The organism is Marinobacter sp. NFXS9, from assembly GCF_040148665.1.
Taxonomy (GTDB): Bacteria; Pseudomonadota; Gammaproteobacteria; order Pseudomonadales; family Oleiphilaceae; genus Marinobacter_A; species Marinobacter_A mangrovi.
This window is the reverse complement of record NZ_JAGDDW010000008.1, coordinates 12,920-38,499: the sequence shown is the minus strand read 5'-3', so window position 1 is coordinate 38,499 and position 25,580 is coordinate 12,920. Positions and strand designations below refer to the sequence as shown.

Sequence of the window (25,580 nt, the reverse complement as noted above, 5' to 3'; positions counted from 1 at the left end):
GCCCTCAGCCGGGACGGTGACCGTGACTGCCGGGCACGTGGCTGTTTTCCGGCTCCTCCACCGGCTCCATCCGGTCCAGCTCATTCAGAATGCCGCAGTCTCGTGCTGGCTGATCCACATCGCACTGACCCTGAATCACTTCCAACTGACGCGCCAGTTGATTCAACTCCTCAACGCGGTGGCGGACATGCTCCAGGTGCTCCCCAAGCAGGGCGTTGGCCTCGCCACAGCGAGCCTCGGGATTGTCCCGCAGCTCGAGCAGGTGGCGGACTTCATCCAGGGTCATGTCCAGTGACCGGCAGTTGGCGATAAAGCGCAACCGATCGAGGAAGGCGTCCCCATAGTCCCGGTAGTTGGCCTCGTTGCGACCGGGCTGAGGGATCAGGCCGATCTTTTCGTAGTAACGGATGGTTTCCTGGGAAAAACCGGTCTTGCGCGCCAGGGTTCCGATTCGCATGACTCGTTGCCTCGCTATCAGTTTTGGGCGATCGGGGCAAAGGCCCCGCCGGTCAGGGCCACCAGATCCGCTGGCGCCAGCGCGATTTCCAGCCCCCGCCTACCGGCGCTCACATGCACCGTCTGCAGGGACTCGGCGGAGGCATCCACCACGGTCTTCAGGCGCTTCTTCTGGCCCAGCGGGCTCACCCCGCCCAGCACGTAGCCGGTCACCCGCTCCACGTCCCGGGCCTCGGCCATGGTCGCCTTCTTGGCGCCGGCCGCCTTGGCCATCTGCTTGAGATTGAGCTTGCCGGTGACCGGCACAACGCCCACCGCCAGCGCCCCGCTGTCCAGCTTCACGACCAGCGTCTTGAACACCTGGTCCGGTGACAGGCCCAGTTTAACAACGGCTTCCTCACCGTAACTTTCAGCGTTCGGATCGTGATCGTATTCCTGAATCTCGAAGGCAATGCCGGCCTTGCGGGCCTGGTCTATGGCCGGTGTCATACAGGGACCTCCCTGGGTTCATGTTCGGCGGATGCGCTGGTCTGGCCGGCACTGCCGCCAAGAATCACCAACCGGTCTCCGGTCTGCAAATCCAGCGGTGTCGGCCGATCGGGATTCAGCATGACCCAAGAGCCGTTGCTGTCCGGCCGGGTCCGGAAGACGCCCAGCGCGGTCTCGCCGTGACGTCCGGCCGCCGCTTCCAGGGCCGCAAAGTCCGATCCCGCAGGCAGGTGGTAATCGGCGGGGTCGCGAAAGATGATTTCAGCACCGCCCGGGGTAAACAGTTCTTCCAATACCACCCGCAGCTCCCGACGCAGGGCCACCTGGGCAAGAATGTGACTGAGGATCATCGGGCTGACCATCGTCTCGCTCTGGTTGGTGACCAGCAGGGTTTCGTTGTCCGGATCGCTCAGTTCCAGGATCACCTGCGGCTGGACGTCGGCGCCAGCCAGCACTTCCTGCAGTTGCAGATAGCCCATCATGGTGCGGGCATCGGCTTCCTCACCGGACGCCAGCCGATCGCTGCTGAGCAGCAGGATGCAATCGTACCCCGCCGGTTCCAGCGCACGCAGCTCGGCGTCCACGACAAAATCCGCCTCGATCTGATGGTGGCGGACGCCCTGGCTGTCGCCAAAGTACCGGTCGATCGCCAGTTGCCGATCGTCGGCGGGCACGATCGACACCAGATCAACCTGGAAGGCATGGCTGTCATAACCCGCCATTTCCGCCAGCAACGCCGGCACCCGATCGTTCCAGCCCAGCATCAGGATTCGGTGGCGGGGGCCGGTATGGGTCAGCGACAGCACCGGCGTAGCGCTGCGCTCAATCGAATCCAATGGGGTCTTGAGATCGGCCGGCGGCTGGGTTTCCGAGTAATCCCGGGCCAGGATAATGAGCCGGTCCTCGTCCCGAATCGGCGTGTCTGACGGGGCGTTCAGGCGAACCTGCCAGCCTCCCGATCCGTCCTGCAGGATCCCCAGCACAATCGCCTCCGGACAGGTCCGGGCAAATTCCCCAAGGGTCAGGCCTTCGGCGATATCGCCGGAACGCACATAGATGTCATTACCCACCCGCGCCGTGAGCAGTTCGTTCAGCACTTCCGACAGCCCGGGATGCAGGATGGTCTGTACCATCAGCCGGCTGATCACCGCATCGCCGGCAATCACCTCCAGCGGTCCGGGATAGGCCCGTTCCACCACCGCCTGCTTGCGGATATCGTCGATCTCGGCGACCACATAAGGCAGCGACCGGTGCTGATATTGGGCCTGGGACGCCATCGACAGCAGCGCCTTGACCGTGCGGACATCGGCCGATACGAGGCTGTCGGAGCCATGTTCCCGCCCGCTGGGAACGATCACCGCCGCCGCGTCCAGACAGGCCACCCGGTGCAGGGCTTCCGGCTGCAGAGGCGTGCCCGAGCGCAGTACGATCTGGCGCGCGCGCCGGCCAATCTCCCGGTCGCTGCTCAGGCTCAGCACCTGTTCCGACGACACTTCATCCGACAGCACCACCATGCGCAGTCGACGCGTGGCATGCAAGGCCAGGAAACGCCGCACCCGGCCACTGGAGGCCAGCAGCTCCTGGATCAGGGGAATCGTCCGATTGTTCCAGCCGAGAACCACCACGTGATGGCGCAGGGTGACCGGTGTCAGCCCGCGTTCAAGATCGGTCATGCGGGCAATCAGCGATCGGGTCAGGATCGCCACCAGCGTGCCCATGAACACCACGTAGCCGGTGATCGTCAGCAGGGTCGACACCAACCGCCGCCAGTCGCCCTGGTCATCCCCCAGATAGCCCGGGTCCGTCAGCCGCAGGAAGGCCCACCAGACCGCGTCGCCCAGGTCGCTAAAGGAGTCGCTTCCCGGCCAGACCAGCAGTCCGCCGACCAGTGAAATCAGTCCGATAAAGACACCAACGACCAGCAACTGGAAGAGCGCGCCCTTCACAAACTGGCGTTCAACGATGTACTTCACTCGGTCCAGGAACGGCAATGGCAGCATGGGCTGTCCTCTTACGTGAACAAAATCATCATGTTGGCAAATCCGGAAGCGGTCAAGGCAAGCCACTACCTCCGACGCAGTTAGCGGTACGTCGACAATATTTACAGGAAGAGCCGGCGCTAGCTGTTCAGGATCTGCAAGTGGTCAGAAACCACAGCATTTTCCCGGATGGCACCAATTATGCTCAATTCCAGTTCCGGGGCCTGTTCAGCCTGCCAGTGTAAGGCGATCTGACTGGCCCTGAGGGAGCATTCTCCAGCTTGCCGCCAGACAATTAAACGGCGCCTGGAAAGAGGGCAGTCTCCCCGGGCATCAGGAGCATTGAGTGCCTATAAGAACGGCCGAGGCTGTCCGCCCTGATTCCTGCCTAGTGAACGCGGCTCCGGTCAAGGTAGCCGCACAGTTGCGCCGACTCACGACGAACTTGTGTTCAGAGGCACTAGGCTATGCACAACCATAAAACCCTCATCTGGCTGGCGCCCGGTGGAGCGGTACCGGATTCGTGCAGCGAACTGGCCCGACACTGGGCCCTTTACCCGGCGGATCTTACGATACCGCCGCGTCGCCGGACCGCCAACTTGCCGAAGGTACGGGTCGGCGTGATCGACCTGACTCACTTCACGCCGGAACTGACCACGCTGCTGGAGGGCTGGATCGAAGCGCTCTGCCCGACCCAATGGGTCGGACTGCTGGCTGAACAGCCGGAACCGGACAGCCCGCTGAGTGAGATTGTTGCCGCTCACTGCATGGATTACCACACCCTGCCCTACGACATGCTGCGCATGGATAACGCCCTGGGTCATTTGTGGGGCATGGCGGATCTGTTGAGCCGCCTGCAAGGCCGTGTCCGCCAGCCGTTCCAGCTCCACGCGCTGGCCGGACGCTCGCCGGCCATCCAGGCAACCCGGGCCCTGCTCCGGCGCCTGGCCCAGACCGCCGAACCGGTGCTGATTACCGGCGAGAGCGGCACCGGCAAGAACGCGGCCTGCCAGTTCATCCACGAGCATTCGGCGGTCCAGCAGGGGCCGTTCGTCACCGTTAACTGTGCGGCCCTGCCGGTCAACCTGACCCAGAGCGAGCTGTTCGGCCACGAGAAAGGCGCCTTCACCCATGCGTTGACCGCCCGCCCTGGCCGCATCGAACAGGCGGATCGCGGCACGCTGATCCTGCGTGACATTGACGAGCTGCTGCCGGAACAGCAATCCACCCTGTTGCGCTTCCTGCAGGAAGGGCTGGTGGAGCGCCTGGGCAGCCAGCGCCAGCGCAGGGTTCACGCCCGCGTCATCGCCACCAGTTCGCAACCGCTGGAGCCGCTGGTGGCGCAGGATCAGTTCCGTGCCGATATCTTCTACCGGCTGGGCAACCTGCAGGTGTCGCTGCCTCCGTTGCGCGATCGCCTGGAGGATCTGCCCGAATTGGCCAGCTCGATCCTGCGGGCCGCCGCCCGGCATGGCCGCCACCATCGCCGGCGATTGTCCGAAGACGCCATGGCCAGCTTGCTGGAGCACAACTGGCCGGGCAATCTGCGTGAACTACAAAACCGGCTGCAACGGGCCATCCTGCTGAGTGAGTCAGACACCATTACGCCGGCCGACCTGGGCCTGCAGGATCATACCCCGGATGCCACTGTCTCTGCCCAATTCTCCCTCGCCCGCTTCCGCGCCCGCGCCGAGCGCGAAGCCATTACCCATTGCCTGAATCTCTCCAACAACAACATTTCCGCGGCCGCGCGCATGCTGCAGATCTCGCGCCTGTCGCTCTATCGGCTGATGGCGAAGCACGGTACCGGCCCCACCACGCCGGAATCCGGTCGGTCATCGGTCGTCCGCAAAGGAGGATTGTCATGATCCGTTATGCCCTGGTTCCCGCTGTCCTTGGCAGCAGTCTGCTCCTGCAACCCGCCCTCGCCCAGACGTCAACCGCCGACGAGCAGGCCCAACGTGTCAACGAAAAGGCCAGCGAAATCGCGTCGATCACCACCGATCGCGGAATCGTGACGCGCCCCGGCAAGTTCGTCATCGAACCCGCGTTTTCCTACGCCAACAGCAACTCGACGCTGGTGGCGATCGAGGGGTACACGGTCATTCCGGCGCTGCTGGTCGGGCTGATCAATGTCTCCGAAGTGCAGCGCGATATCTTTGTCGGCGCGCTGACCCTGAAATACGGCATTACCAGCCGTCTGGAAACCACGATCCGGGTTCCCTACCTGGATATCCACGAAGATTTGCGCGAGCGCGAGGCGTTCCAGGGCACACCGGTGGACCGGCTGACCGAATCGTCCGGCCAGGGTTTGGGGGACGTGGAGGCCACGCTCCGCTATCAGTTCAATGACGGCGTCGAGGGCTGGCCCTACATCATCGGCACCTTCCGGGTGAAGGCCCCGACCGGTGAGGGGCCCTACGACGTGGACCGGCGTGTGCTGGAAGACAGCCAGGGCAACCCGATTGGGGTGGCCTTCACAGAGCGCCCCACCGGCTCCGGCTTCTGGGGCGTGGAGCCCGGCTTCTCATTCATCTACCCCTCCGATCCGGCGGTGCTGTTCGGCAACCTCAGCTACACCTACACCATCGAGGAAGACGAGGGCTTCGAGAACGGCGGCACCATTGATCCCGGCGATATCATCCGCTTCGGGTTCGGGATGGGGTTTGCCTTCAACGAGCGCACGTCGTTCAGTCTCGGCTATGATCATTCCGTGATTCCCAAGACCGATGTCGAGTTCGACAACGACCTGAACAACGCGCAGTTCGATCGCATCCAGGTGGGCTCACTGTCCTTCGGACTGTCCCAGCAGCTGACGCCGGATACCAGCATGAGTCTGTCCGTCAGCATCGGCGTCACCGAAAACGCCCCCACGACGGAACTCACCCTCAAGTTGCCGATCGCCTTCTGAAGACACGCCCCGGCTCAGCGAGCCGGGGTTTGCAGGAAGTTGTCAGGGAGGTAACTGGGCAGGCCGACGTTGTTGAGCTGAATATTCAGCGAGCGGATGTTCTGGATAACCCGTTCATTGACGTCATTCTGGATGCGGGTCGCCCAGGCGCCGCTGCGCAACTCGCTGGCAACGATCGTGGTCGCATTGGCGCCGGTGCTGATCATCGGCGAGCTGATGGTCGTGCCCTGGGTGGGCGATGATGAGGCCACCGGGGTGGACTGGTCCGAGCTGCCGCCCACACCACTGCCGCTGCTGCCGGATGTCGGAGACGCTGCCGGGCGAGATACTCGCACCTGCTCAATCTGGTGCGCTACGGCGCCACTGCCGACGGACTGATTCAGGTTAGGAATCAGCAGCCGGTTGATCACTTCGATCTGGCCGTCGATGGCCACCACCTGCTCCAGCCCGATGCTGATTTCCAGATTGCCGATGCGGAAGCCACCCCGTTGCTGATCCAGAATCGGATCGTCCAGGGTCGACAATCCCCATTCGGTGGCCGCACCGACCGGTCCGGCTCCGGCGAGACCCGCCACCAGCAGCGCCAGGACGAGCGTTCTGCGGCGTAGCGGTTGTCCGTATTCTTTGTGGGTTTCCATAAGTGTCACCATTCCACACCGAGCGGCGCAAACAACGTCGGTGCCGCGAGGGCCGAGTCGCCCGGTGCATTGTTGTTGCTGATCGGGGCACGGGCCACCTGTCGCCACTCCACATCCCGGTTGAAGTGCGCCCGTCCATCACCGAGGTGGCTGCGAATCACAAACGCCACCCCATCCCAACGTGACTCGAAATCCTGATGGGTGAAGACCTTGAGCCCGCGGGCCGGATCGCCCACCAGGACTTCCTTCTCCGTGATCCCCTTGACGATGACGAAGTGGCGGAAGCCATTCATGTCCAGCAGGACGATCAGGGGAATCCTCACCTTGTCCCGGATATCCGCCAGGCCCATGCGGAAACCGTCCGCCTGGAATCCCTGGCTCTCCAGGTAATGCTTCATATCGAGCATGGAGAAGCCCTGTTGCCGGACCTTCTCCTCATCGGCCACCGCGATCATCGAACGAAACACGGTCTGTTCACTCACCGGGTGGCCGTAATGATAGGTCAGTAGCGACGCCAGGGCCGCCGAGCCGCAGCTGAAGTCATACTGCTGCTGCACGACGGTCAGGAAGCGACGCTCCTGAAAGCTCATGACCTTGACGGGCATATCGCCGCCCAGTCCGGGCAACCGGACGGTCCCTGCCAACGCCAGGGGACTGACAGCGACCAGCCCGGCCCACACAAGTGCGGCAGCCCTGCTCCCCATGGCGCTTCTCCTCTAGTGGTTGATCAGGACATTGATCTGTGTGCTGTCCTGAATCACCACGTGGTTACCGGTGTTCTGGATCACCGTCGCGACACCATTCATATTGTCAAAGGCATGATCCGAAATGACGTTGTCACCCGTGATAACCGTACCGTTGAGCACGTTGTCGGCGACGATCGCATTCTGGTCGGTGTCGTTCACCTGCCACTGGAAGGGAATGCCCTGACGGCCATTCGCCTCCTGGAGTTGGTCCGCGTTGAGCGCTTCACCGGTGAACAATGCGTCATCGGCAGCGGCCAGCGAACTCAACAATGGCAGAACTATCCAGAGTGCGTGCCGGGTATTACGCCGTCTTTCAACCATGGCTGCACCTCCTGGAAAAAAGGATCACGCCCGCAGCTGGGGCGTGATCCGAACCGATCACTGACCTGCAGTCAGGTTGGACTGCACACTCACATTGGCCTGAGTCACGCTGGCATTGCCGGCGTTCTGGGCAAAGGCACCGACACCGGTGAAGTTGGCCGACCCACCGGAGATCTCGTTGGAGTGGTTGACCCAGGTGTATGCACCTTTCTTGTCGGCACTGCCGTAGTTGGTGGTCACACCGGACACACTGCCTTCCAGATCAGCGTTGTTCAGGAACACGCTCAGACTCAGCGAGTTGGTGCTGTTGTCCGAGTTGTCGCTGTTGTCTGAGTTGTCGTTACCGCTATCCACTGTGTTGTAGGAAGCAGCGGTATTCATGCTGTTGTCGGAGTTATCGCTGTTATCCGAGTTGTCGCTGTTGTCGGAATTGTCGCTGTTATCCGAATTGTCGTTGCCACTGGCAAGATTGTTGTTGGACGCAGCGGTATTGGTGCTGTTGTTGGAGTTGTCGCTGTTGTCCGAGTTATCACTGTTGTCGGAATTGTCGCTGTTATCCGAATTATCGTTGCCACTGGCAAGCGTGTTGTTGGACGCAGCGGTGTTCGTACTGTTGTCCGAGTTGTCACTGTTGTCGGAATTGTCGCTGTTATCCGAGTTGTCATTGCCACTGGCAAGCGTGTTGTTGGACGCAGCCGTGTTGGTGCTGTTGTTCGAATTGTCGTCGTTCGAATCCGCAGTGTTGGTGCTGTTATCGGAGTTGTCGCTGTTGTCCGAATTGTCGTTGCCACTGGCAAGCGTGTTATTGGACGCGGCGGTATTGGTGCTGTTGTCAGAGTTGTCGGAATTATCCGTGGAGTTGTCGTTTCCGGAGTCGGTATTGCCGGAATAGCCGTTGTTCGCAGTGGAGGTGTCATCCGCGTTGGTATTCGGGTCGCCATCACCACCCTGATCCGCCAGCGCGACGCCGGACAGACCAAGACTCATCGCAATAGCCATCGCTAGCAAGCTTTTCTGTGCTCTCATGATCCCATTCCTTCTATCGTATTGGCATTGTTATGGATCCACGTCGGTGCCGTGTCCATTCGACGACGGCGGACCAAGGACGCATGATCCGCGAAGGTAACCAGAGCGATTCCCGTGCCAATCGCCCGATTTTCGGCCTAACACTCTCATCCATAAGGATTTTCAAGGCGCCCCATAACCGTGCCTGTGGATCAGGCCTACGGGATTGTTTCACCGTTGAAACAGGCCGATGGCGGTTTCTTCTGAGGCGTGGGAAAAATTGATTGGCAACTCAATCAGATAGGGAAGCAATGGGGTGTATCTGCAACTGACGGCGTCATTCAGGCACAAAAAAGCCCCGCCGGATGGCGGGGCTTTCGGGTATCGGTCCGGGACGGACGGGGGTGTCCCGACCGATGACAACGGATAAACCGGTTTTAGAACTGGTTCATCGTGTTGTCTTTACCACCGGCCTTCAGGGCGGCGTCACCGGCGAAGAACTCTTTGTGGTCATCGCCGATGTTGGAACCTGCCATGTCCTGGTGCTTGACTGTGGCGATGCCCTGACGGATTTCCTTGCGCTGAACACCACCCACGTAGGCCAGCATGCCTTCGTCACCGAAGTAGCCCTTGGCCAGGTTGTCGGTAGACAGGGCCGCAGTGTGGTAAGTCGGCAGCGTGATCAGGTGGTGGAAGATGCCGGCTTCTGCAGACGCCTTGCGCTGGAAGTCAGCGGTCCACTCGTCAGCCAGTTTGCCCAGCTCGGTGTCGTCGTACTCGGCGTTCATCAGGTCGCCACGCTCGTAAGCCGACACGTCCTTGCCTTCTTCCTTCCAGGCGTCGAAGACCTGCTGACGGAAGTTCAGGGTCCAGTTGAAGGACGGGCTGTTGTTGTAGACCAGCTTGGCATCGGGCACCACTTCACGGATGCGGTTCACCATGGCAGCGATCTGGCCCACGTGCGGCTTCTCGGTTTCGATCCACAGCAGGTCAGCGCCGTTCTGCAGGCTGGTGATGCAGTCCAGCACAACACGGTCTTCACCAGTGCCCGGCTTGAACTGGAACAGACCAGACGCCAGACGCTTCGGCTTGACCAGCTGACCGTTCTGCTTGATCACCACGTCGCCGTTGTTGATGTCTTCGGCTTTCTCGATGACGTCGCCATCGATGAAGCTGTTGTACTGGTCGCCCAGGTCGCCCGGCTCGTTGGTCACGGCGATCTTCTGGGTCAGGCCGGCGCCCAGGGAGTCGGTACGCGCCACGATAACGCCGTCGTCGATACCCAGCTCCAGGAACGCCAGACGAACCGCGTTGATCTTGGACAGGAAGTCAGCGTGCGGAACGGTCACCTTGCCGTCCTGGTGGCCACACTGCTTCTCGTCAGACACCTGGTTCTCGATCTGGATGCAGCAGGCACCGGCTTCGATCATCTTCTTGGCCAGCAGGTACGTCGCCTCGGCGTTACCGAAACCGGCGTCGATGTCGGCAATGATCGGCACCACGTGGGTTTCGTGGTTTTCGATCTTGTTCAGCAGCTCTTGCTCTTTGGCACTGTCGCCGGCTTTCTTGGCTTCTTCCAGGTCACGGAACAGGTGGTTCAGTTCCCAGGCATCCGCCTGACGCAGGAAGGTGTACAGCTCTTCGATCAGAGCGGCAACAGACGTCTTCTCGTGCATGGACTGGTCCGGCAGCGGACCGAACTCGGAGCGCAGCGCGGCAACCATCCAGCCGGACAGGTACAGGTAACGACGCTTGGTGGAACCAAAGTGCTTCTTGATGGAGATCAGCTTCTGCTGACCGATGAAGCCGTGCCAGCAGCCCAGGGACTGGGTGTACTGGGCGGTATCCGCGTCGTAGTTCGCCATGTCTTCACGCATGATCTTCGCGGTGTACTTGGCGATATCCAGACCGGTGTGGAATTTGTTCTGGGCGCGCATGCGAGCGGCGTGCTCAGGGTTGATCGCATCCCAGCCCTTCATCTTTTCCTTCAGAGCTTTGATGGCCTCAATGTCTTGGTTGTACTGTGACATGGTCGATCCTGTTATCAGTTGATGAGCCAACGTTCGGCCGCAGCACTTCACCCAACCCGCTGCTGACCGACGATGGGAGCCATTCTACGAACGTCGAATCCATCATTAAAATTTATATCGTGTATTCCGGATATTTTTTTGGTGAATGTAGAAAAACGCACGCCAACACCCTGTTTGGTCGAAAAACAATCAGGGCGGCGACATGTCATGTCGCCGCACCCGGCGCCTTGCGTCCGCCCCCACCCTTGGTTATGCTTTAATCAGATACTGTTTATACATACAGTATTTTGTTGGCCCTCGACTTCCATCAACAGGGCAGGACGTCACCATGCGCACACGCGGCACCGGCCGGAATCCCCACAACCGCTATCAGCCCCTGACCTCGGACCGGACCACCGACGACGGCTGGTACCGGGACCCTGATGACATGCTGTGCCCGGACTCCCTGGCAACGACCGTCGTCGAGGAAAAGGTCAAATCCATCATCAGCCACAACCAGTCGCCGGATGTGCCCTTCGACCAGTCCATCAACCCGTACCGGGGCTGCGAGCATGGTTGCGTCTACTGCTTTGCGCGGCCCACCCACGCCTACTGGGACCTCTCACCGGGCCTGGATTTCGAGACCCGATTGATCGCCAAACCCAACGGCGCGCGTCGCCTGCGGGAAGCCCTCGACAAGCCCGGCTACCAGTGCAAGCCCATTGCCCTGGGCGTGAACACCGATGCCTACCAGCCGTTGGAGAAACGCCTGCGACTCACCCGACAGGTGCTGGAAGTGATGCGTGAGTACAACCAGCCGGTGTCCATCATCACCAAAGGCGCGCTGATCCTTCGCGACCTGGACCTGCTGGCCAGCCTGGCCGCGGACGGTCTGTGCTCCGTCCGGGTCAGCCTCACCACCCTCGACAGCGACCTCAAGCGGCGCATGGAACCGAGGACCGCCTCGCCGGGAACCCGTTTGCGCATGATCCGGGAACTGTCCGACGCCGGCATTCCGACCGGCATCATCCTGGGCCCGGTGATTCCCTTCATCAATGACGCGGAAATCGAAGCCATCCTGGACGCCGCGGCCGATAACGGCGCCAGCCGCGCCAGTTGGATCATGCTGCGCCTGCCGCTGGAAATTCATGAGCTGTTCGAGGACTGGTTGCTGCGCCATTTCCCCGACCGCGCCCGCCACGTCATGAGCCGCATCCGCGATATGCGCGGCGGCCAGGTCTACGACAACCGCTTCGGCCACCGTATGCGCGGCCAGGGCATCTATGCCGACCTGATCCGCCAGCGGTTCAACCGCAAGGCCCGCAAAGTCGGCCTCAACCTGCACGAATCGGAACCCCTGCGGACCGACCTGTTCCGCCGGCCCGGCGGTGAACAGCTGGACCTGATCCCCCTGCAGACCGTCGGCTGAGTGCCACTTTGATACTTTCCTGACATTTCCTGAACGCCTGCCTGACGGGTCGCCCATTAAGGTGTCGGCCCATGAAAGCACTCGTCAGCGTGATTGTGTCCGGCCGTCGGCCTTACCTCGGATTCCTGGTTTCAGGCGGCACGGCCACGCTGGTCCATTGGGCCACTATGGCGCTGCTGATGAGCGGTGGCCTGTCCGCCGCCATGGCCACGGCCATCGGCAGCCTGACGGGAGCGGCAGCGAACTACGGATTGCAACGGCGGCTGGCGTTTCGCAATGCCGGCCCGCACACACGGACCCTGCCGCGATATGTGCTTTCCTGTGCGACGGGCTGGCTCGCCAATCTCGTCGTTTTCCGTGTGTTGTTTGAGGTCGCCGGCCTGCCGGCGGCACCCGCCCAGGTGCTGACCACCGGACTCGTGACCGGCCTCAACTACCTCATGTACGAGAGGCTCGTCTTCCATGAATAGTCCGCAATCCCGTATACCGGCTACACCACCGTTGCTCTCGATCGTCGTGCCCGTCTACAACGAACGGGCGGTCCTGCCGCTGTTTCTCGACCGCATCCGGGAAGTGCTGGCCGGTCTGCCCCACACCGCCGAGGTGGTCTTTGTCGACGACGGCAGCGACGACGGCAGTGACGCCTTCCTGATCCAGGCGCTGCGTTACCAGGCCAACATTCGCCTGGTCCGGTTAAGCCGCAACTTCGGCAAAGAAGCCGCGCTGACCGCCGGCATCGAGCACGCCCGGGGCGAAGCCGTCATTATCCTCGACGCCGATCTGCAGGATCCGCCGGAACTGATTCCCGACATGATCCAGCGCTGGGAAGCCGGCGCCGACGTGGTGCTGATGCAGCGGCGTTCCCGCGCCGGCGAGAGCTGGTTCAAACGCGCCAGCGCCTACACGTTTTACCGGTTACTGAATCGCACCTGCCGCACCACGATCCCGGTGGACACCGGCGACTTCCGGCTGATGAGCCGCAAGGCGGTGGACGCCCTGCTCCGGCTGGGTGAACGCAACCGCTACATGAAAGGCCTGTTCGCCTGGATCGGTATGCCCACCGTGGTCCTCACCTACGACCGCGAAGCCCGGCCGGCCGGACAAACCAAGTGGGATGTCCTGGGCCTGGTCGGTCTCGCGCTGGAAGGGCTGACGTCGTTTTCCGTCGCACCGCTACGCTGGGCCACCGTAATGGGCCTGCTGGCGGCTAGCGTCGGCGCCATTTTCGGTTTGTGGATTGTGGTCAAGGCGACCCTCCTCGGTGACGCCACCGCCGGCTATCCGTCGCTGGTGGCCATCATTACGTTCCTGGGCGGCATCCAGCTGATGGGTCTGGGCATCCTCGGGGAATACGTGGGTAAAACCTACATCGAAACCAAACAGCGGCCGGTGTACCTCACCCGCGATGTCATTGAGCAGACGCGAGCCACAACCGGTCATGCCGTACCCCGTACCGAGGATTCATCGTATGTTGAAGCGGGTTGAACCCTGGCTGTGGGCCCTGTTGGCCATCCTCGCCACCCGCCTGATCGGGATGGCCCTGTTCCCCCTGGTGGACACCACCGAGCCACGCTACGCCGAAATTGCCCGGCTGATGGCCGAGACCGGTGACTGGATCACGCCCTGGTTCTCGCCGGGCGTCCCGTTCTGGGGCAAGCCGCCGCTGTCGTTCTGGCTCCAGGCCCTGTCGATCCTGACCTTCGGCCTCAGTGAATTTGCCCTGCGCCTGCCGGCCTGGCTGGCCAACCTGGGTCTGGTCTACCTGATCTGGCGTTTTGCCCGGGAGCTGTATGGCGAACAGGTGGCGCGCTGGACGGCGATCATCTTTGCCAGTATGTCGCTGACCTTCATCAGCGCCGGCACCGTGATGACCGATCCGTTCCTGACCCTGGGCACCACCCTGAGTCTGGTCAGCTTCGGCATGGTCGCCAATGGCCGTGAACGAGGTTGGCGCTGGTTGTTTTTCCTGGGACTGGTGATCGGCCTGCTGGCCAAAGGGCCGCTGACGCTGGTCCTGACGGGATTACCGATTGGCCTGTGGCTGATCATGGCCCGCGACCGTTTTCGTCTGCTGGGTGCGTTCCCCTGGGTTCGGGGGACACTGCTGACACTGGCCCTGGTGCTGCCCTGGTACATCGCAGCGGAGCTGAAAACACCGGGCTTTATCGATTACTTCATCATTGGCGAGCACTTCAAACGTTTCCTGGATCCGGGTTGGGCGGGCGACCTGTACGGCACCGCGCACCTGCAACCGAAGGGGATGATCTGGATGTTCTGGATCTGGGCATCCTTCCCCTGGGGCATCGTCGGGTTGATGGTCGCGGCCTGGCTGCTGTTCCGTCGCGACGGGCGGGCTCGACTGGCCATCGGAGTGACCGGCGCCAATGCCCAGTTTGTGCTGATGGCCGCCCTGGGCCCGATGCTGTTCTTCACGATGGCGAGTAATACGCTGTGGACTTACGTGCTGCCGGCCCTGCCCTTCTCGGCCCTGGTCCTGGCCCGGCTGCTGCTGTCGCTCAACCTGTCCTGGCGGGGATTCCGGCGCATGGCGGTGTCTGCAGCGGTGTGCGTACCGGTGCTGACCACCGGGTTCGTCTTCTACGCGATGCACGACACCCGCCAGCTCAAGACCGAACAGTCCATCGTCGACGACTACGTCGACAACCGCCAACCCGGCGACAGCCACCTGCTCTACCTCGATGACCTGCCGTTCTCCGCCCAATATTACAGTCAGGGCCAGGCCAGACAGATCACCATGGAACAGCTGGGCGTTATGCGCCAGAATCACCGGTACCAACGGTATTTTCTGGCCGTTCCCAAGAAAGAGACGGATCGTCTGCTGAGTCGGCTGCCCCCGACCGCGCAAGTCCATGACAGCAACCGGCGCTACTCCCTGCTGTCGTTTAGCGATCCGGCGACCACTAACAAAGGCTAAATACTCACGATGTCTGCATCCGCTCCTGCCAACCGGCAGGCCCTGAGACTGCTGATTGTCGAAGATCAGATCGATCTGGCTGAAAACCTGTTCGAATTCCTGGGAGATACCCGTTATGCCCTGGATTTTGCGGCGGACGGGCTCACCGCCCTGCATCTGCTGGCCACCAATCCTTACGACGTCATCGTGCTGGATCTGATGCTGCCCGGCGTCTCCGGTTTCGACCTGTGCCAGCGCATCCGTCAGGATCTCCAGTGCGACACGCCCATCATCCTGATGACGGCCCGCGGCGCCCTGGCCGACAAGGAACGGGGGTTCGAGTGCGGCGCCGACGATTACCTGGTCAAACCGTTTGAGCTGCGCGAGCTGCAATTGCGCATCGATGCCCTTTACCGCCGCTATACGCCGCGCAGGACCAGCCTGAAGGCCGGCACGATCCACTTTGAGCCCGGTACGTTGAGGGTCGAGCTCAACGGCGCCGACACCGAGTTGACCGGCATCCCGGCTCGGCTCTTTGAATTGCTGATCCGCGCCTATCCCAACTTCCTCAGCCATGAAGCACTGAGCGAGGCCATCTGGGGCGACAGCACCGGCGAAACCGACGGTCACTCCCTGCGTACCCACATCTACTCGCTGCGCCAGAGCCTGCAACGGGCGTTTGGCCACTCGCTGATCCGGACCGTTTATGGCCGGGGCTATCGGATCGATCCTCCGGAAGCGCCTGAGGAGTCCGAGGCTTGAGACCCTCGCTGACCACGCGTCTTTTTCGAACGGTCTTTGCCGTCAGCCTGGCGACCGCCATTCTTTCGATCATCGCTATTGAGGTGTTTTTCGAGGATATGGAAGACACCATCCTCGACCTCGAACTGGCCGAAGAGCAGGCGCACTTTCGCCAACACATCGACCGCGATGATTTCCAGGAATGGGACACAGCCCTGCTGCACGCCATCTTTCTTGGTGACGGCCAGCCCGAAACCCGACTGCCGGATTACATGAAGGATCGGCCCACACCGTATTCCGCCGAAATCGAGGTCGGTGACAAAACCTATCTTATGCTCATCGCCGCGACCGACCAACCGACCGGCCGCCTTTACCTGTCGCAGGACATCACCATCATGGAGAGCAAGCAGCTGCTGCTGCAATTGATCGTCCTGGGGGTGCTGGGCGCGATGGCGCTGATCGGCCTGATGCTCTCGCGCCTGACCGCCCGCCGCCTGACCCGCCCCCTGCAACAGCTGACTCACCAGATTCAGGCCACCGCTCCAGCGTCATCCATGCGGCGGTTGTCCACCGATTACCAGGACGCGGAATTTGCCGACATTGCCTCGGCGTTCAACCGCTTCCTCGACGCCCTCGAGGCATTCGTCGACCGGGAAAAATCCTTCGTCAAACTGGCCAGCCATGAACTGCGGACACCGCTGGCCGTCATCACCGGCGCGCTGGATATCATCGAGAAGCGGGCCACCCTGTCGGAGGCCGATGCGCGCACGGTCAGCCGTATCCGGCGAGCGGCCACGGACATGCAGGCCGACGTCAACGTGCTGCTTCGACTGGCCCGCGGCAATCTGGACGAAGAGCAGCGGGCCCGGCTCGGTCTGCGCCAGGCGATCGACGACACGATCGCGGATCTGGAGAGCACCCCGGGCAGTTCGCCCGGCCGATTGCGCCTGCAGGCGGGCGACCTTGACCTGACCCTGCTGGCGGATCCGGCCCTGCTGCGGATGCTGATCCGCAACCTGCTCCAGAATGCCCTGAAGCATACCCGCGGCCCCGTCGATATCGACGTCACCGCCGATGGGTTGCAGATTGTCGATTACGGCAGCGGCCTGCCGGACCGGATCATCCAGCGCCTGTCGACACCGCTGCATGGCAAGGCCGGTATGCAGGAAAGCAGCTTCGGCCTGCTCATCGTGCAGCTGATCTGCGAACGTCTGGGCTGGACGCTGGATGTGGCCGAATCCGGCCCCGACGGCACCGCGATGTTCATCTCGTTCGGCACTTCGGTGCTCGACCGGACGCCTGACACCAGCAGGCGGATGCTGCACGAGCGGACCTGACGCCAGCCCTTCCAAATGCGACTTCTTCTCATCGAAATGGCGCGATCAGGCCGCCAATGTTCACGAAAACATTACGAAAGTCATCGGACCGATCTGGTGCATCCACGCATCAAGCTGGCACACCGCTCCCGTCAACGCCTCCGAAAAACGCGGTTACCCCTCTGTTTTTAAAACGCTTTCCCAATCCTGTCGGACAACGGCTTTTCTGACTCCATTCAGTTCATTCACCCCACGAATAGGGGCATGTCGTTTTTTCGATTGCTCAGTGAACAGTCAGTCACTAGCTTTACAAACCACTGCAATCTGTACTTACCGCAGATTGCGACAGAACTGTCTTAAAAACGTTTAAGAACGATCCAATAAATTTCAGAAAAAAGACCGACAGGAAACGCATCGCTATGAAACGACTCCTCACTGCATTTGTGAGCTGCGTGGCTCTGGCTGGGGCACCCATGGCAGGCTCTGCCGCGGAAGCCAATAAAGAGCTGAAGATGGCCTATGACGCCGACCCGGTGACACTGGACATCCACGAGCAGCTCTCCGGCGGCATCCTCCAGCTGTCACACATGACATTCGACCCGCTGATCCGCTGGACCAAGGACCTGCAATTCGAACCGCGCCTGGCCAAGAGCTGGGAACGGATTGACGACAAAACCATGCGCTTCCACCTGCGCGAGGGCGTCAAGTTCCACTCTGGCAACACCCTGTCCAGTGAAGACGTGAAGTTCACCTTCGACCGTCTGAAGAAGAGCCAGGACTTCAAGGCCATCTTCCAGCCGTTCAGCGACCTCAAGATCATCGACGACACCACCTTCGACCTGATCACCAAAGAGCCCTACCCGCTGCTGCTGAACGCCGCCACCTACATCTTCCCGATGGACAAGAAGTTCTACTCAGGCAAGGACGACCAGGGTCGCGACAAGGACATGGTTTCCAAGCAGGTAGACACCTTCGCCTCGCGTCACGAGTCCGGTACCGGCCCGTATATCGTGACGTCGCGTCAGCAGGGCGTGAAAGTCGAGTTCAAACGCTTTGACGACTACTGGGACAAAGACTCCCCGGGCAACGTCGGTCACATCACCCTGACCCCGATCAAGGAAAACAACACCCGCGTTTCCGCCCTGCTGTCCGGCGGCGTGGACTTCATTGCGCCGGTACCGCCGACCGATCTGGACCGCATCAAACGCGACCCGAACACCGATCTGGTCACCATGAGCGGTACCCGCATCATTATCTTCGAGATGAACCAGAAGCGGGTTGAAGCCTTCAAGGACAAGCGTGTCCGTCAGGCCATCGCCTACGCCATCAACCAGGAAGGCATCGCCGCCAAAATCATGAAAGGCTTTGCCACCCCGGCTGCCCAGCTGTCGCCGGAAGGCTATCAGGGCCATGTGGACGGCCTGAAGCCGCGCTACGACATCGCCAAGGCGAAAGAGCTGATGAAGGAAGCGGGCTACGAGGACGGCTTCACCATCACCATGATGGCGCCGAACAACCGCTACGTGAACGACGACAAGATCGCCCAGGCGGTGGCCGCCATGCTGGCGCGCATCAACATCAAGGTGGACTTGAAGACCCTGCCGAAAGCGCAGTACTGGCCCGAGTTCGACAACCGCGCCGCGGACATGATGATGATCGGCTGGCACGCGGACACCGAGGACTCCGCCAACTTCTACGAGTTCCTGACCATGTGCCCGAACACCGATACCGGTGCCGGCCAGTACAACGCGGGCAACTACTGCAACCCGGAACTGGACAAGCTGGTCGAGCAGGCCAACGTCGAGACCGACCGGGACAAGCGCGCCCAGATGCTGCAGAAAGTCGAGCAGGGTCTGTACGACGACGCGGCCTTCATCCCGCTGCACTGGCAGGATCTGGCCTGGGCCTCCAAGAAGAACGTCGAGATCGAACCGATCCTCAACGTAATGAACTCCCCTTACATCGGCGACCTGGTCGTCAAGTAAGTCGAAGGGCCTGACACGGAAGCCGGGCCCTCAGCATCTCGCTGGGGCCCGGTTTTTGTATCCAGAGCGAACACTGGGCAGGCCAACGGCCTGCACCCCCTCTCTCCAAACCTCTCTCCCACCAGGGGAGAGAGGCTTACAGGCCCGCTTACTCGGGTTTCAACCTCCCCTCTCCCCTGGAGGGAGAGGGGCTGGGGGAGAGGGGGTTTCCAGCGGCTCTAAACAGAGAGCAAGACAGCCGTTAATCAAAACAACCCGGGCCAGCAGCCGTCACGAGCGTCTGTGAAGCCCAAGCCAGCTATCGGTGTACCCCATGTTAGCTTTTTTGGTTCAGCGAATTGGCCAGGCCATCCTGGTCATGTTCGTCATCAGCATGATCAGCTTCGCCATCCAGGATGGCCTGGGCGATCCGCTTCGACAGATGGTCGGCCAGTCCGTATCCGACGCCGAGCGGGAACAGCTGCGAGAGGATCTCGGGCTGAACGATCCCATCGTCGTGCAATACGCACGCTTTGCGACCAATGCGGTCCAGGGCGATCTGGGCAACTCCTATTTCTACGGCGAGCCGACGCTCGACGTGATCATGGATCACCTGCCCGCCACCCTGGAGCTGGTCATTGCCGCCAGTCTGATGATCATCTTCCTGTCGATCCCCATCGGGGTCTACGCCGCCATCCGCCCCCGGGCCTGGCTGTCGAAATTCTTCATGGGCGTGAGCACCGTCGGGATCTCGATCCCGGTCTTCCTCACGGCCATCGTCCTGATCCAGCTGTTCTCCATCGGCGTGACGGTGGACTGGTTCCCGGCGGACACCGGCTGGGGCCAATGGCTGAACGATTTCTTCTCCACCGACGGCGGCATGCCCTCCTACGGCCGCGGGCAGGAGCTGACGCACCTGTTCGGCACCTGGGATTCCAACTTCTTCTCCTGGGACGGCCTGCTGCACCTGCTGCTGCCGGCGGTGTCGCTGGCGTCGATCATGCTGCCGCTGTTCATCCGCCTGATCCGCGCGGAAATGATGGAAGTGCTGCAGAGCGACTACATCCGCTACGCCCAGGCCAAGGGCATCTCGCCCTGGCGCATCAACTTCCTGCACGCGCTGAAGAACACCATGCTGCCGGTGATCACCGTCGGCGGGGTCCAGATCGGCATCATGGTGGCCTACACCATCCTGACCGAGACGGTGTTCCAGTGGCCGGGTGTGGGCCTGATGTTCCTCGAGGCCATCACCCGCAGCGACATTCCCCTGATCGTGGCCTACCTCATGGTCGTGGGCCTGATTTTCGTGATCACCAACACGGTGGTTGACCTGGTCTATGGCCTGGTGAACCCGACCGTCAAACTGACAGGTAAGAAGGCATGACCACAGCAACCGCCACCGCAAACGCGTCCCGCTGGAGCCGGTTCCGGGAGTCGTTCCTCTGGTACAGCTTCAAGCGCGACAAAGTCGCCATCGTCAGTTTCATCGTGTTCATGCTGATTGCGGCTGCCGCCTTCCTGGCGCCGCTGCTGGCCCCCCATGATCCGTACGATCTGGCCACCATCAACATCATGAACTCCGAACTGCCACCGGTCTGGATGGACGGCAGTGACCCGTCGTTCCCGCTGGGCACCGACGCCCAGGGCCGCGACCTGCTATCCACCATCCTCTACGGCACCCGCGTGTCGCTGCTGATCGGCTTCGGTGCCGTGATCCTCCAGGCGGCGCTAGGCATCCTGTTCGGCCTGCTGGCCGGCTACCTGGGTGGTCGTGTGGATTCCATCCTGATGCGCATCGCCGACGTGCAGCTGTCCTTCTCCACGCTGATGGTCGCCATCATCGTCGGTGCCGTGTTCAAGGCGAGCTTCGGCAACCTGATGTTCGGCGAGATCGCCATCTACCTGCTGATCCTGATCATCGGCGTGGCCGAGTGGCCGCAGATCGCACGCACCGTACGTGCGTCCGTGCTCGCCGAGAAAAAGAAGGAATACGTGGATGCGGCCAAGGTGATGGGCTACCGCACCAACCGCATCATGTTCCGGCACATCCTGCCCAACACCCTGTCGCCGATTTTCGTCATCGGCACGGTGCAGATCGCCAACGCGATCATCTCCGAGGCGGCGCTGTCGTTCCTCGGCCTGGGCATGCCGGAGACCCAGCCGTCGCTGGGCTCACTGATCAAATCCGGCTTTGATTACATCCAGAGCGGTTCCTGGTGGATCACGCTGATTCCCGGCCTGGTGCTGGTGGTCCTCGTGCTGGTCATCAACCTGTTGGGTGACTGGCTGCGTGATGTGATGAACCCAAGACTGTACAAGGGGTAAACCATGGCACTGCTGGAAGTTAAGAATCTCGATGTCCGCTTTGCGGTGCGTGGCGGCGACCTCAAGGCCCTGCGCAAGATCAGCTTCTCATTGGACAAGGGCGAGCGGCTGGGTCTGGTCGGGGAATCCGGCGCCGGTAAATCCGTCGCGGCCTTCTCCATCCTCAACCTGATCGCCCGTCCCGGCTACATCGCCGGCGGCGAGATCCTGTTCGAAGGCAAGAACCTGGCGGCCATGAGCGACCGCGAGCTGCGCAAGATCCGCGGCAACCGCATCGCCATGATTTTCCAGGACCCGATGATGACCCTGAACCCGGTCCTGACCATCGGCAATCAGATGGTCGAGGCGCTCAAGGCGCATCGGCGCATCAGCACCAAGGCGGCCCGGCAAATTGCACTGGACCGGCTTAAGCAGGTGCAGATCCCGTCCCCGGACAAGCGGCTGGACCAGTACCCGCACGAGCTGTCCGGCGGCATGCGCCAGCGGGTGATCATCGCCATCGCCCTGCTGCTGGACCCGGAAATCATCATCGCCGATGAGCCGACCACCGCCCTGGACGTGACCATCCAGGCGGAAATCATGGCCCTGCTGCTGGAGCTGTGCGAGCAGCGCAACGTGGCCCTGATGCTGATTACCCACGACCTGGGTGTGGTGTCGCAGGTCACCCAGAACATGCTGGTCATGTACGCCGGGCGCATCATCGAACAGGGCCCGACCAAGGAAATCATCAACGACGCCCAGCACCCCTACACCCAGGGCCTGATCAACGCCCTGCCGCAGATGGGGGAACCGGGCCGTCGCCTGTATCAGATTCCGGGCGCCATGCCCTCGCTGAACCGGATACCCACCGGGTGTCCGTTCCATCCGCGCTGCCAGTTCGCCACCGATCTGTGCAAGCAGGAGATGCCGGAGTATGTGACCTCCGGCAACGTCGATGTGGCCTGCCATGAGGTGCGCAAGCTGATCGAGGAAGAGCAACAACAGCGGGAGATGACGTCATGAATGCCCCGGCAAAACCGTTAGTCGAAATCCGGGATCTGGAGAAACGCTTCGATCTGTCCGGCAACTTCCTGGAGCAGCTGCGCTTCCGCAACGGCCGCTTCACCCGGCACCAGGAATACGTGCACGCCATCAACGGCGTTAACCTGGAGGTCCAGAAGGGCGAGGCCCTGTGTGTGGTGGGCGAATCCGGCTGCGGCAAGTCCACCGTCGCGCGCACCGTGATGGGGCTGCTGTCGCCATCCGGCGGCGAGATCCACTACGACGGCCAGCGCATCGACGATCTTGACGGTAAGACCGTATTGCCCTATCGCCGCAAGATGCAGATGATCTTCCAGAACCCCTACGCGTCGCTGAATCCGCGCATGACGATCCAGCAGACCCTGGAAGAACCGATCCGCTTCCACCATCCGGACTGGAACCGCCAGACCGTACAGGACAAGGTCTACGACGTGATGCAGTCGGTCGGGATCGATCCGGACTGGGGCAAACGCTTCGGCCACGAGTTCTCCGGCGGCCAGCGCCAGCGAATCGCCATTGCGCGCGCCCTGGCGGTGGATCCGGAATTCATCGTCGCCGACGAACCCATCTCCGCCCTGGACGTGTCCATCCAGGCCCAGGTCCTGAACCTGATGATGGACGCCCAGGAAGATCGCGGGCTGACCTACCTGTTCATCACCCACGACCTGTCGGTGGTGGAACACTTCGGCACCCGCGTGGCGGTCATGTACCTGGGCACCGTGTGCGAACTGGCGGACACCAAGACGCTGTTCGACAGCCCGCGCCACCCGTACACCCAGGCGCTGCTGTCGGCCATTCCGCGGCTGGAGGACGACCGCCCGAACCACATCCGCCTGCACGGTGAGGTGTCGACGCCGGTGAACCTGCCGTCAGGCTGCGTGTTCCACGGTCGCTGCCCTTATGCCAACGAACGTTGCCGGACTGAAGTGCCGAACCTGATTGCCACCGATGGCGGTGCGCAGGTGGCGTGTCATGCCGTCGAGGAAGGCCGTTTGTAGAGGCCGTCTATATTAGTGTTCTGTGACTCATCGTTATGACGCCAACGGTGCGTATCGTTGAGGTGCAAGATAGTGAACACACACATCAGGTAATCGAGGCATGGAAGTACGCTGGTTGGAAGACTTTATGGCGCTGGCGCGGACGCAGCATTTCTCGCGTGCCGCGGAAATGCAGCACGTCAGCCAACCGACCTTCAGCCGGCGCATCAAACTGCTGGAAGAGGCGATGGGCACCACGCTCATCAACCGCCAGACCCTGCCGTTGTCGCTGACTCCGGCGGGTGAAGTGTTCCTGGAGATGTGCGAGCGCATCACCCGCGACGTGCGCGACACCCGTGACCAGATCACGGCCCTGGAAGCCGACGCCGCGACCCGTATCAGCGTCGGCTCCACCCAGGGTCTGTTCTCCCATTTCTTTTCCGGGTGGGTGGAACGCACCGGGATGCGCGACCGGCTGGAGATCAACCTCAAGTCCACCAACTGGGTGGGCGAGGATTTCCTGGATGCGCTGGATAACGGCGAAGTGGACATGGTGCTGTGCTACTGGCACGACAACCTGCCGTGGAGCAGCCGACTGAATCCGGCGCGCTACGAGTGGCTGACACTGGAAAAGGAGCGGGTAACGCCCTTCACCATCAGCCAGGACAGCGGCGAACCCCGCTTCACGCTGCCCGGGACGCCGGAACAGCCGGTACCTGTGATCGCCTATCACCCGCGCGGCTTCCTGGCGTCGGCGATCCTGTCGCACCTGGGGCGCACCGATCCCCAGGCGCACCTGCTGCCGCTGAATGAAAACACGCACTCTGCCAGCGTCAAGGCCCTGGTCAAGCAGGGGTTTGGCATGGGCTGGCTGCCCTACCGGATGGGCGAGAAAAGCGAACACTTTGGCCAGCTGGTGCGCGCCGGCGACGAGACCTGGGATGTGTTCGTGGATATCCGGCTCATCCGTCTGCGCCAACCTCGCGCCGACGACACACTCACGCTCTGGAATGAACTGGTGAAACAGTATGCCTGACAGTCGCCTCGCCACCCTGCAAGCGGAACACATCGAACACCTGCAGTCCGCCTATGCGGACATCCTCAGCCAGCAGGGATACGACGGCGTCCTGATCAGTTCAGGGGCGGCGCCGATGCGCTACGCCGACGACCAGGCCCATCACCACCACGGCTACGGCCATTTCCTGCACTGGATCGGACTCTCCGACGTCGAGCACAGCTGGCTGCTGGTGGAGAAAGACGGCCGCGTCCGCCTGTGGCTGCACGCCCCGGTGGACTTCTGGCACGCCGTCACGCCGATTCCGGATGAAGGCTGGACCCGGCTGATCGAGGTGACCGGCCAGGCCGGCATCGACGCGCCCGACATCGTCTATCCCGAACGCCTGGCCGTGATCGGCGACCCGGCGCAGATCAACCGCGCACCGGGCGACGCCAACCCGCCCAGCCTGCAGGCCGCCCTGGACAACCTGCGGGTCATCAAGACCGCTTACGAAGTCGCCTGCATGGACCAGGCCAGCGCCATCGCCGCCCGCGGCCATAACGCCGCCCGCGACGCCTTCCTGGCCGGCGCCAGCGAGTTCGAGATCAACCTGGCCTACCAGCAGGCCACCGGCCAGCGGGAAGCCCAGGCGCCGTACCACAGCATCATCGGCCTCAACGAACACGCCGGCACGCTGCATTACCAGCATTACGACAGCCTCACACCCCGGCGCCCTCGCAGCCTGCTGATCGACGCCGGCGTTCGTTACCGCGGTTACTGCTCGGACATCACCCGCACCACCGCCGCGCCTGGCGAAAACCGGTTCGGCGCCCTGATCGCCGGCCTGGAAAGCCTGCAGAAGCGACTGTGTGATGCGGTCGCCCCGGGCGTGGATTACATCGAGCTGCACCAGCGCGCCCACCTGGGCCTGGCGGCGCTGCTCAAGGCCAGCGAACTGGTCCAGGACATCGACGACGACGCCATGGTGGCCAAGGGCATCACCCGCGCCTTTTTCCCGCACGGGCTCGGCCACTTCCTTGGGATCCAGGTGCATGACGTGGCCGGCAAGCCGCGCCCGGCGCCCGAGCATGCGCCTTTTCTCCGACTGACGCACAGTCTGAAGCCGGGTATGGTGGTGACCATCGAACCCGGTCTCTACTTTATCCCGTCCCTGCTCGATCCGCTGCTGGACAGCGCCGACGGCCAGTATCTGAACCGGAGCCTGATCGACGAGCTGCGCGGCTGCGGTGGCATCCGCATCGAGGACAACGTGCTGGTCACTGAAGCCGGCGCCCGCAACCTCACCCGCACCCACCTGCCCGTCTGAACCGGACACGATCGCC

24 protein-coding genes are annotated in these 25,580 nt (G+C 62.0%); 16 read left to right on the top strand and 8 right to left on the bottom strand.

Going from position 1 to position 25,580, the window contains the following annotated elements; all coding sequences use genetic code 11:
• Positions 1-4: 4 nt before the first annotated feature.
• The 3 genes from cadR to J3364_RS13470 are packed head-to-tail and all read right to left on the bottom strand — an operon-like array spanning position 5 to position 2,945.
• The gene (gene cadR, locus J3364_RS13480; RefSeq protein ID WP_123636470.1) at positions 5-457 is read right to left on the bottom strand and encodes a Cd(II)/Pb(II)-responsive transcriptional regulator; all 453 of its coding nucleotides are present in this window, start codon (positions 455-457) and stop codon (positions 5-7) included.
• Between the two features lie 17 nt (positions 458-474).
• Positions 475-945: a Cys-tRNA(Pro) deacylase gene (gene ybaK, locus J3364_RS13475; protein WP_349558847.1), complete on the bottom strand. Its 471-nt coding sequence runs from the start codon at positions 943-945 to the stop codon at positions 475-477.
• Entirely contained in the window at positions 942-2,945 is a 2,004-nt protein-coding gene (locus J3364_RS13470) for a CASTOR/POLLUX-related putative ion channel (protein ID WP_349558846.1), read from the bottom strand. Before J3364_RS13470 ends, ybaK begins: the two co-directional genes overlap by 4 nt.
• Here J3364_RS13470 and J3364_RS13465 point away from each other — a divergent pair.
• The 3 genes from J3364_RS13465 to J3364_RS13455 all read left to right on the top strand — a co-directional run bounded on the left by J3364_RS13465 (position 2,936) and on the right by J3364_RS13455 (position 5,835).
• Positions 2,936-3,169 carry a hypothetical protein gene (locus tag J3364_RS13465; RefSeq protein WP_349558845.1) on the top strand — a complete coding sequence of 78 codons (234 nt, stop codon included), beginning with the start codon at positions 2,936-2,938 and terminating at the stop codon, positions 3,167-3,169. The genes J3364_RS13470 and J3364_RS13465 overlap by 10 nt on opposite strands.
• Positions 3,170-3,391: 222 nt before the next feature.
• Positions 3,392-4,792, top strand: a complete 1,401-nt coding sequence (locus tag J3364_RS13460) for a sigma 54-interacting transcriptional regulator (protein WP_349558844.1) — start codon at positions 3,392-3,394, stop codon at positions 4,790-4,792.
• On the top strand, positions 4,789-5,835 hold the full coding sequence (locus J3364_RS13455; protein ID WP_349558843.1) for a transporter: 1,047 nt from the start codon (positions 4,789-4,791) through the stop codon (positions 5,833-5,835). Before J3364_RS13460 ends, J3364_RS13455 begins: the two co-directional genes overlap by 4 nt.
• Positions 5,836-5,849: 14 nt before the next feature.
• On the opposite strand, the gene J3364_RS13450 is transcribed toward J3364_RS13455, so the two are convergent.
• The 5 genes from J3364_RS13450 to J3364_RS13430 all read right to left on the bottom strand — a co-directional run bounded on the left by J3364_RS13450 (position 5,850) and on the right by J3364_RS13430 (position 10,575).
• Entirely contained in the window at positions 5,850-6,473 is a 624-nt protein-coding gene (locus J3364_RS13450; protein ID WP_349558842.1) for a hypothetical protein, read from the bottom strand.
• Between the two features lie 5 nt (positions 6,474-6,478).
• Positions 6,479-7,177 carry a C39 family peptidase gene (locus J3364_RS13445; protein ID WP_349558841.1) on the bottom strand — a complete coding sequence of 233 codons (699 nt, stop codon included), beginning with the start codon at positions 7,175-7,177 and terminating at the stop codon, positions 6,479-6,481.
• Between the two features lie 12 nt (positions 7,178-7,189).
• Positions 7,190-7,540, bottom strand: coding sequence for a hypothetical protein (locus J3364_RS13440; protein WP_349558840.1), 351 nt, complete (start codon positions 7,538-7,540; stop codon positions 7,190-7,192).
• Positions 7,541-7,597: 57 nt separating this feature from the next.
• Positions 7,598-8,566 (bottom strand): dentin sialophosphoprotein, encoded by a 969-nt coding sequence (locus J3364_RS13435; RefSeq protein WP_349558839.1) that lies wholly within the window; start codon positions 8,564-8,566, stop codon positions 7,598-7,600.
• A 416-nt stretch (positions 8,567-8,982) separates the two neighbouring features.
• Positions 8,983-10,575: an isocitrate lyase gene (locus tag J3364_RS13430; protein ID WP_123636517.1), complete on the bottom strand. Its 1,593-nt coding sequence runs from the start codon at positions 10,573-10,575 to the stop codon at positions 8,983-8,985.
• 328 nt (positions 10,576-10,903) lie between these two features.
• Here J3364_RS13430 and J3364_RS13425 point away from each other — a divergent pair, with 328 nt between their 5' ends.
• The 13 genes from J3364_RS13425 to pepQ all read left to right on the top strand — a co-directional run bounded on the left by J3364_RS13425 (position 10,904) and on the right by pepQ (position 25,564).
• Positions 10,904-11,983 carry a PA0069 family radical SAM protein gene (locus tag J3364_RS13425; RefSeq protein ID WP_349558838.1) on the top strand — a complete coding sequence of 360 codons (1,080 nt, stop codon included), beginning with the start codon at positions 10,904-10,906 and terminating at the stop codon, positions 11,981-11,983.
• A 71-nt stretch (positions 11,984-12,054) separates the two neighbouring features.
• On the top strand, positions 12,055-12,453 hold the full coding sequence (locus J3364_RS13420) for a GtrA family protein (RefSeq protein ID WP_349558837.1): 399 nt from the start codon (positions 12,055-12,057) through the stop codon (positions 12,451-12,453).
• Positions 12,446-13,468 (top strand): glycosyltransferase family 2 protein, encoded by a 1,023-nt coding sequence (locus J3364_RS13415; RefSeq protein WP_349558836.1) that lies wholly within the window; start codon positions 12,446-12,448, stop codon positions 13,466-13,468. Before J3364_RS13420 ends, J3364_RS13415 begins: the two co-directional genes overlap by 8 nt.
• Positions 13,452-14,918 carry an ArnT family glycosyltransferase gene (locus J3364_RS13410; RefSeq protein WP_349558835.1) on the top strand — a complete coding sequence of 489 codons (1,467 nt, stop codon included), beginning with the start codon at positions 13,452-13,454 and terminating at the stop codon, positions 14,916-14,918. Before J3364_RS13415 ends, J3364_RS13410 begins: the two co-directional genes overlap by 17 nt.
• A 9-nt stretch (positions 14,919-14,927) precedes the next feature.
• On the top strand, positions 14,928-15,659 hold the full coding sequence (locus tag J3364_RS13405; RefSeq protein ID WP_349558834.1) for a response regulator transcription factor: 732 nt from the start codon (positions 14,928-14,930) through the stop codon (positions 15,657-15,659).
• Positions 15,656-16,975, top strand: coding sequence for a sensor histidine kinase (locus J3364_RS13400; protein WP_349558833.1), 1,320 nt, complete (start codon positions 15,656-15,658; stop codon positions 16,973-16,975). The genes J3364_RS13405 and J3364_RS13400 overlap by 4 nt, the downstream gene beginning before the upstream one ends.
• A 398-nt stretch (positions 16,976-17,373) precedes the next feature.
• The gene (locus tag J3364_RS13395) at positions 17,374-18,939 is read left to right on the top strand and encodes an ABC transporter substrate-binding protein (protein WP_349558832.1); all 1,566 of its coding nucleotides are present in this window, start codon (positions 17,374-17,376) and stop codon (positions 18,937-18,939) included.
• A gap of 313 nt (positions 18,940-19,252) precedes the next feature.
• The gene (locus tag J3364_RS13390; RefSeq protein ID WP_349558831.1) at positions 19,253-20,302 is read left to right on the top strand and encodes an ABC transporter permease; all 1,050 of its coding nucleotides are present in this window, start codon (positions 19,253-19,255) and stop codon (positions 20,300-20,302) included.
• Positions 20,299-21,243, top strand: a complete 945-nt coding sequence (locus tag J3364_RS13385; protein WP_349558830.1) for an ABC transporter permease — start codon at positions 20,299-20,301, stop codon at positions 21,241-21,243. The genes J3364_RS13390 and J3364_RS13385 overlap by 4 nt, the downstream gene beginning before the upstream one ends.
• Positions 21,244-21,246: 3 nt before the next feature.
• A complete protein-coding gene (locus J3364_RS13380; RefSeq protein ID WP_123636507.1) occupies positions 21,247-22,245 on the top strand; it encodes an ABC transporter ATP-binding protein in 999 nt (332 codons plus the stop codon).
• Complete coding sequence (locus tag J3364_RS13375) at positions 22,242-23,261, top strand: ABC transporter ATP-binding protein (RefSeq protein WP_203142892.1); 1,020 nt, start codon at positions 22,242-22,244, stop codon at positions 23,259-23,261. The genes J3364_RS13380 and J3364_RS13375 overlap by 4 nt, the downstream gene beginning before the upstream one ends.
• Before the next feature lie 100 nt (positions 23,262-23,361).
• On the top strand, positions 23,362-24,276 hold the full coding sequence (locus J3364_RS13370; RefSeq protein WP_349558829.1) for a LysR family transcriptional regulator: 915 nt from the start codon (positions 23,362-23,364) through the stop codon (positions 24,274-24,276).
• The gene (gene pepQ / locus J3364_RS13365) at positions 24,269-25,564 is read left to right on the top strand and encodes a Xaa-Pro dipeptidase (RefSeq protein WP_349558828.1); all 1,296 of its coding nucleotides are present in this window, start codon (positions 24,269-24,271) and stop codon (positions 25,562-25,564) included. The genes J3364_RS13370 and pepQ overlap by 8 nt, the downstream gene beginning before the upstream one ends.
• The last annotated feature ends 16 nt before the right edge of the window (positions 25,565-25,580 follow it).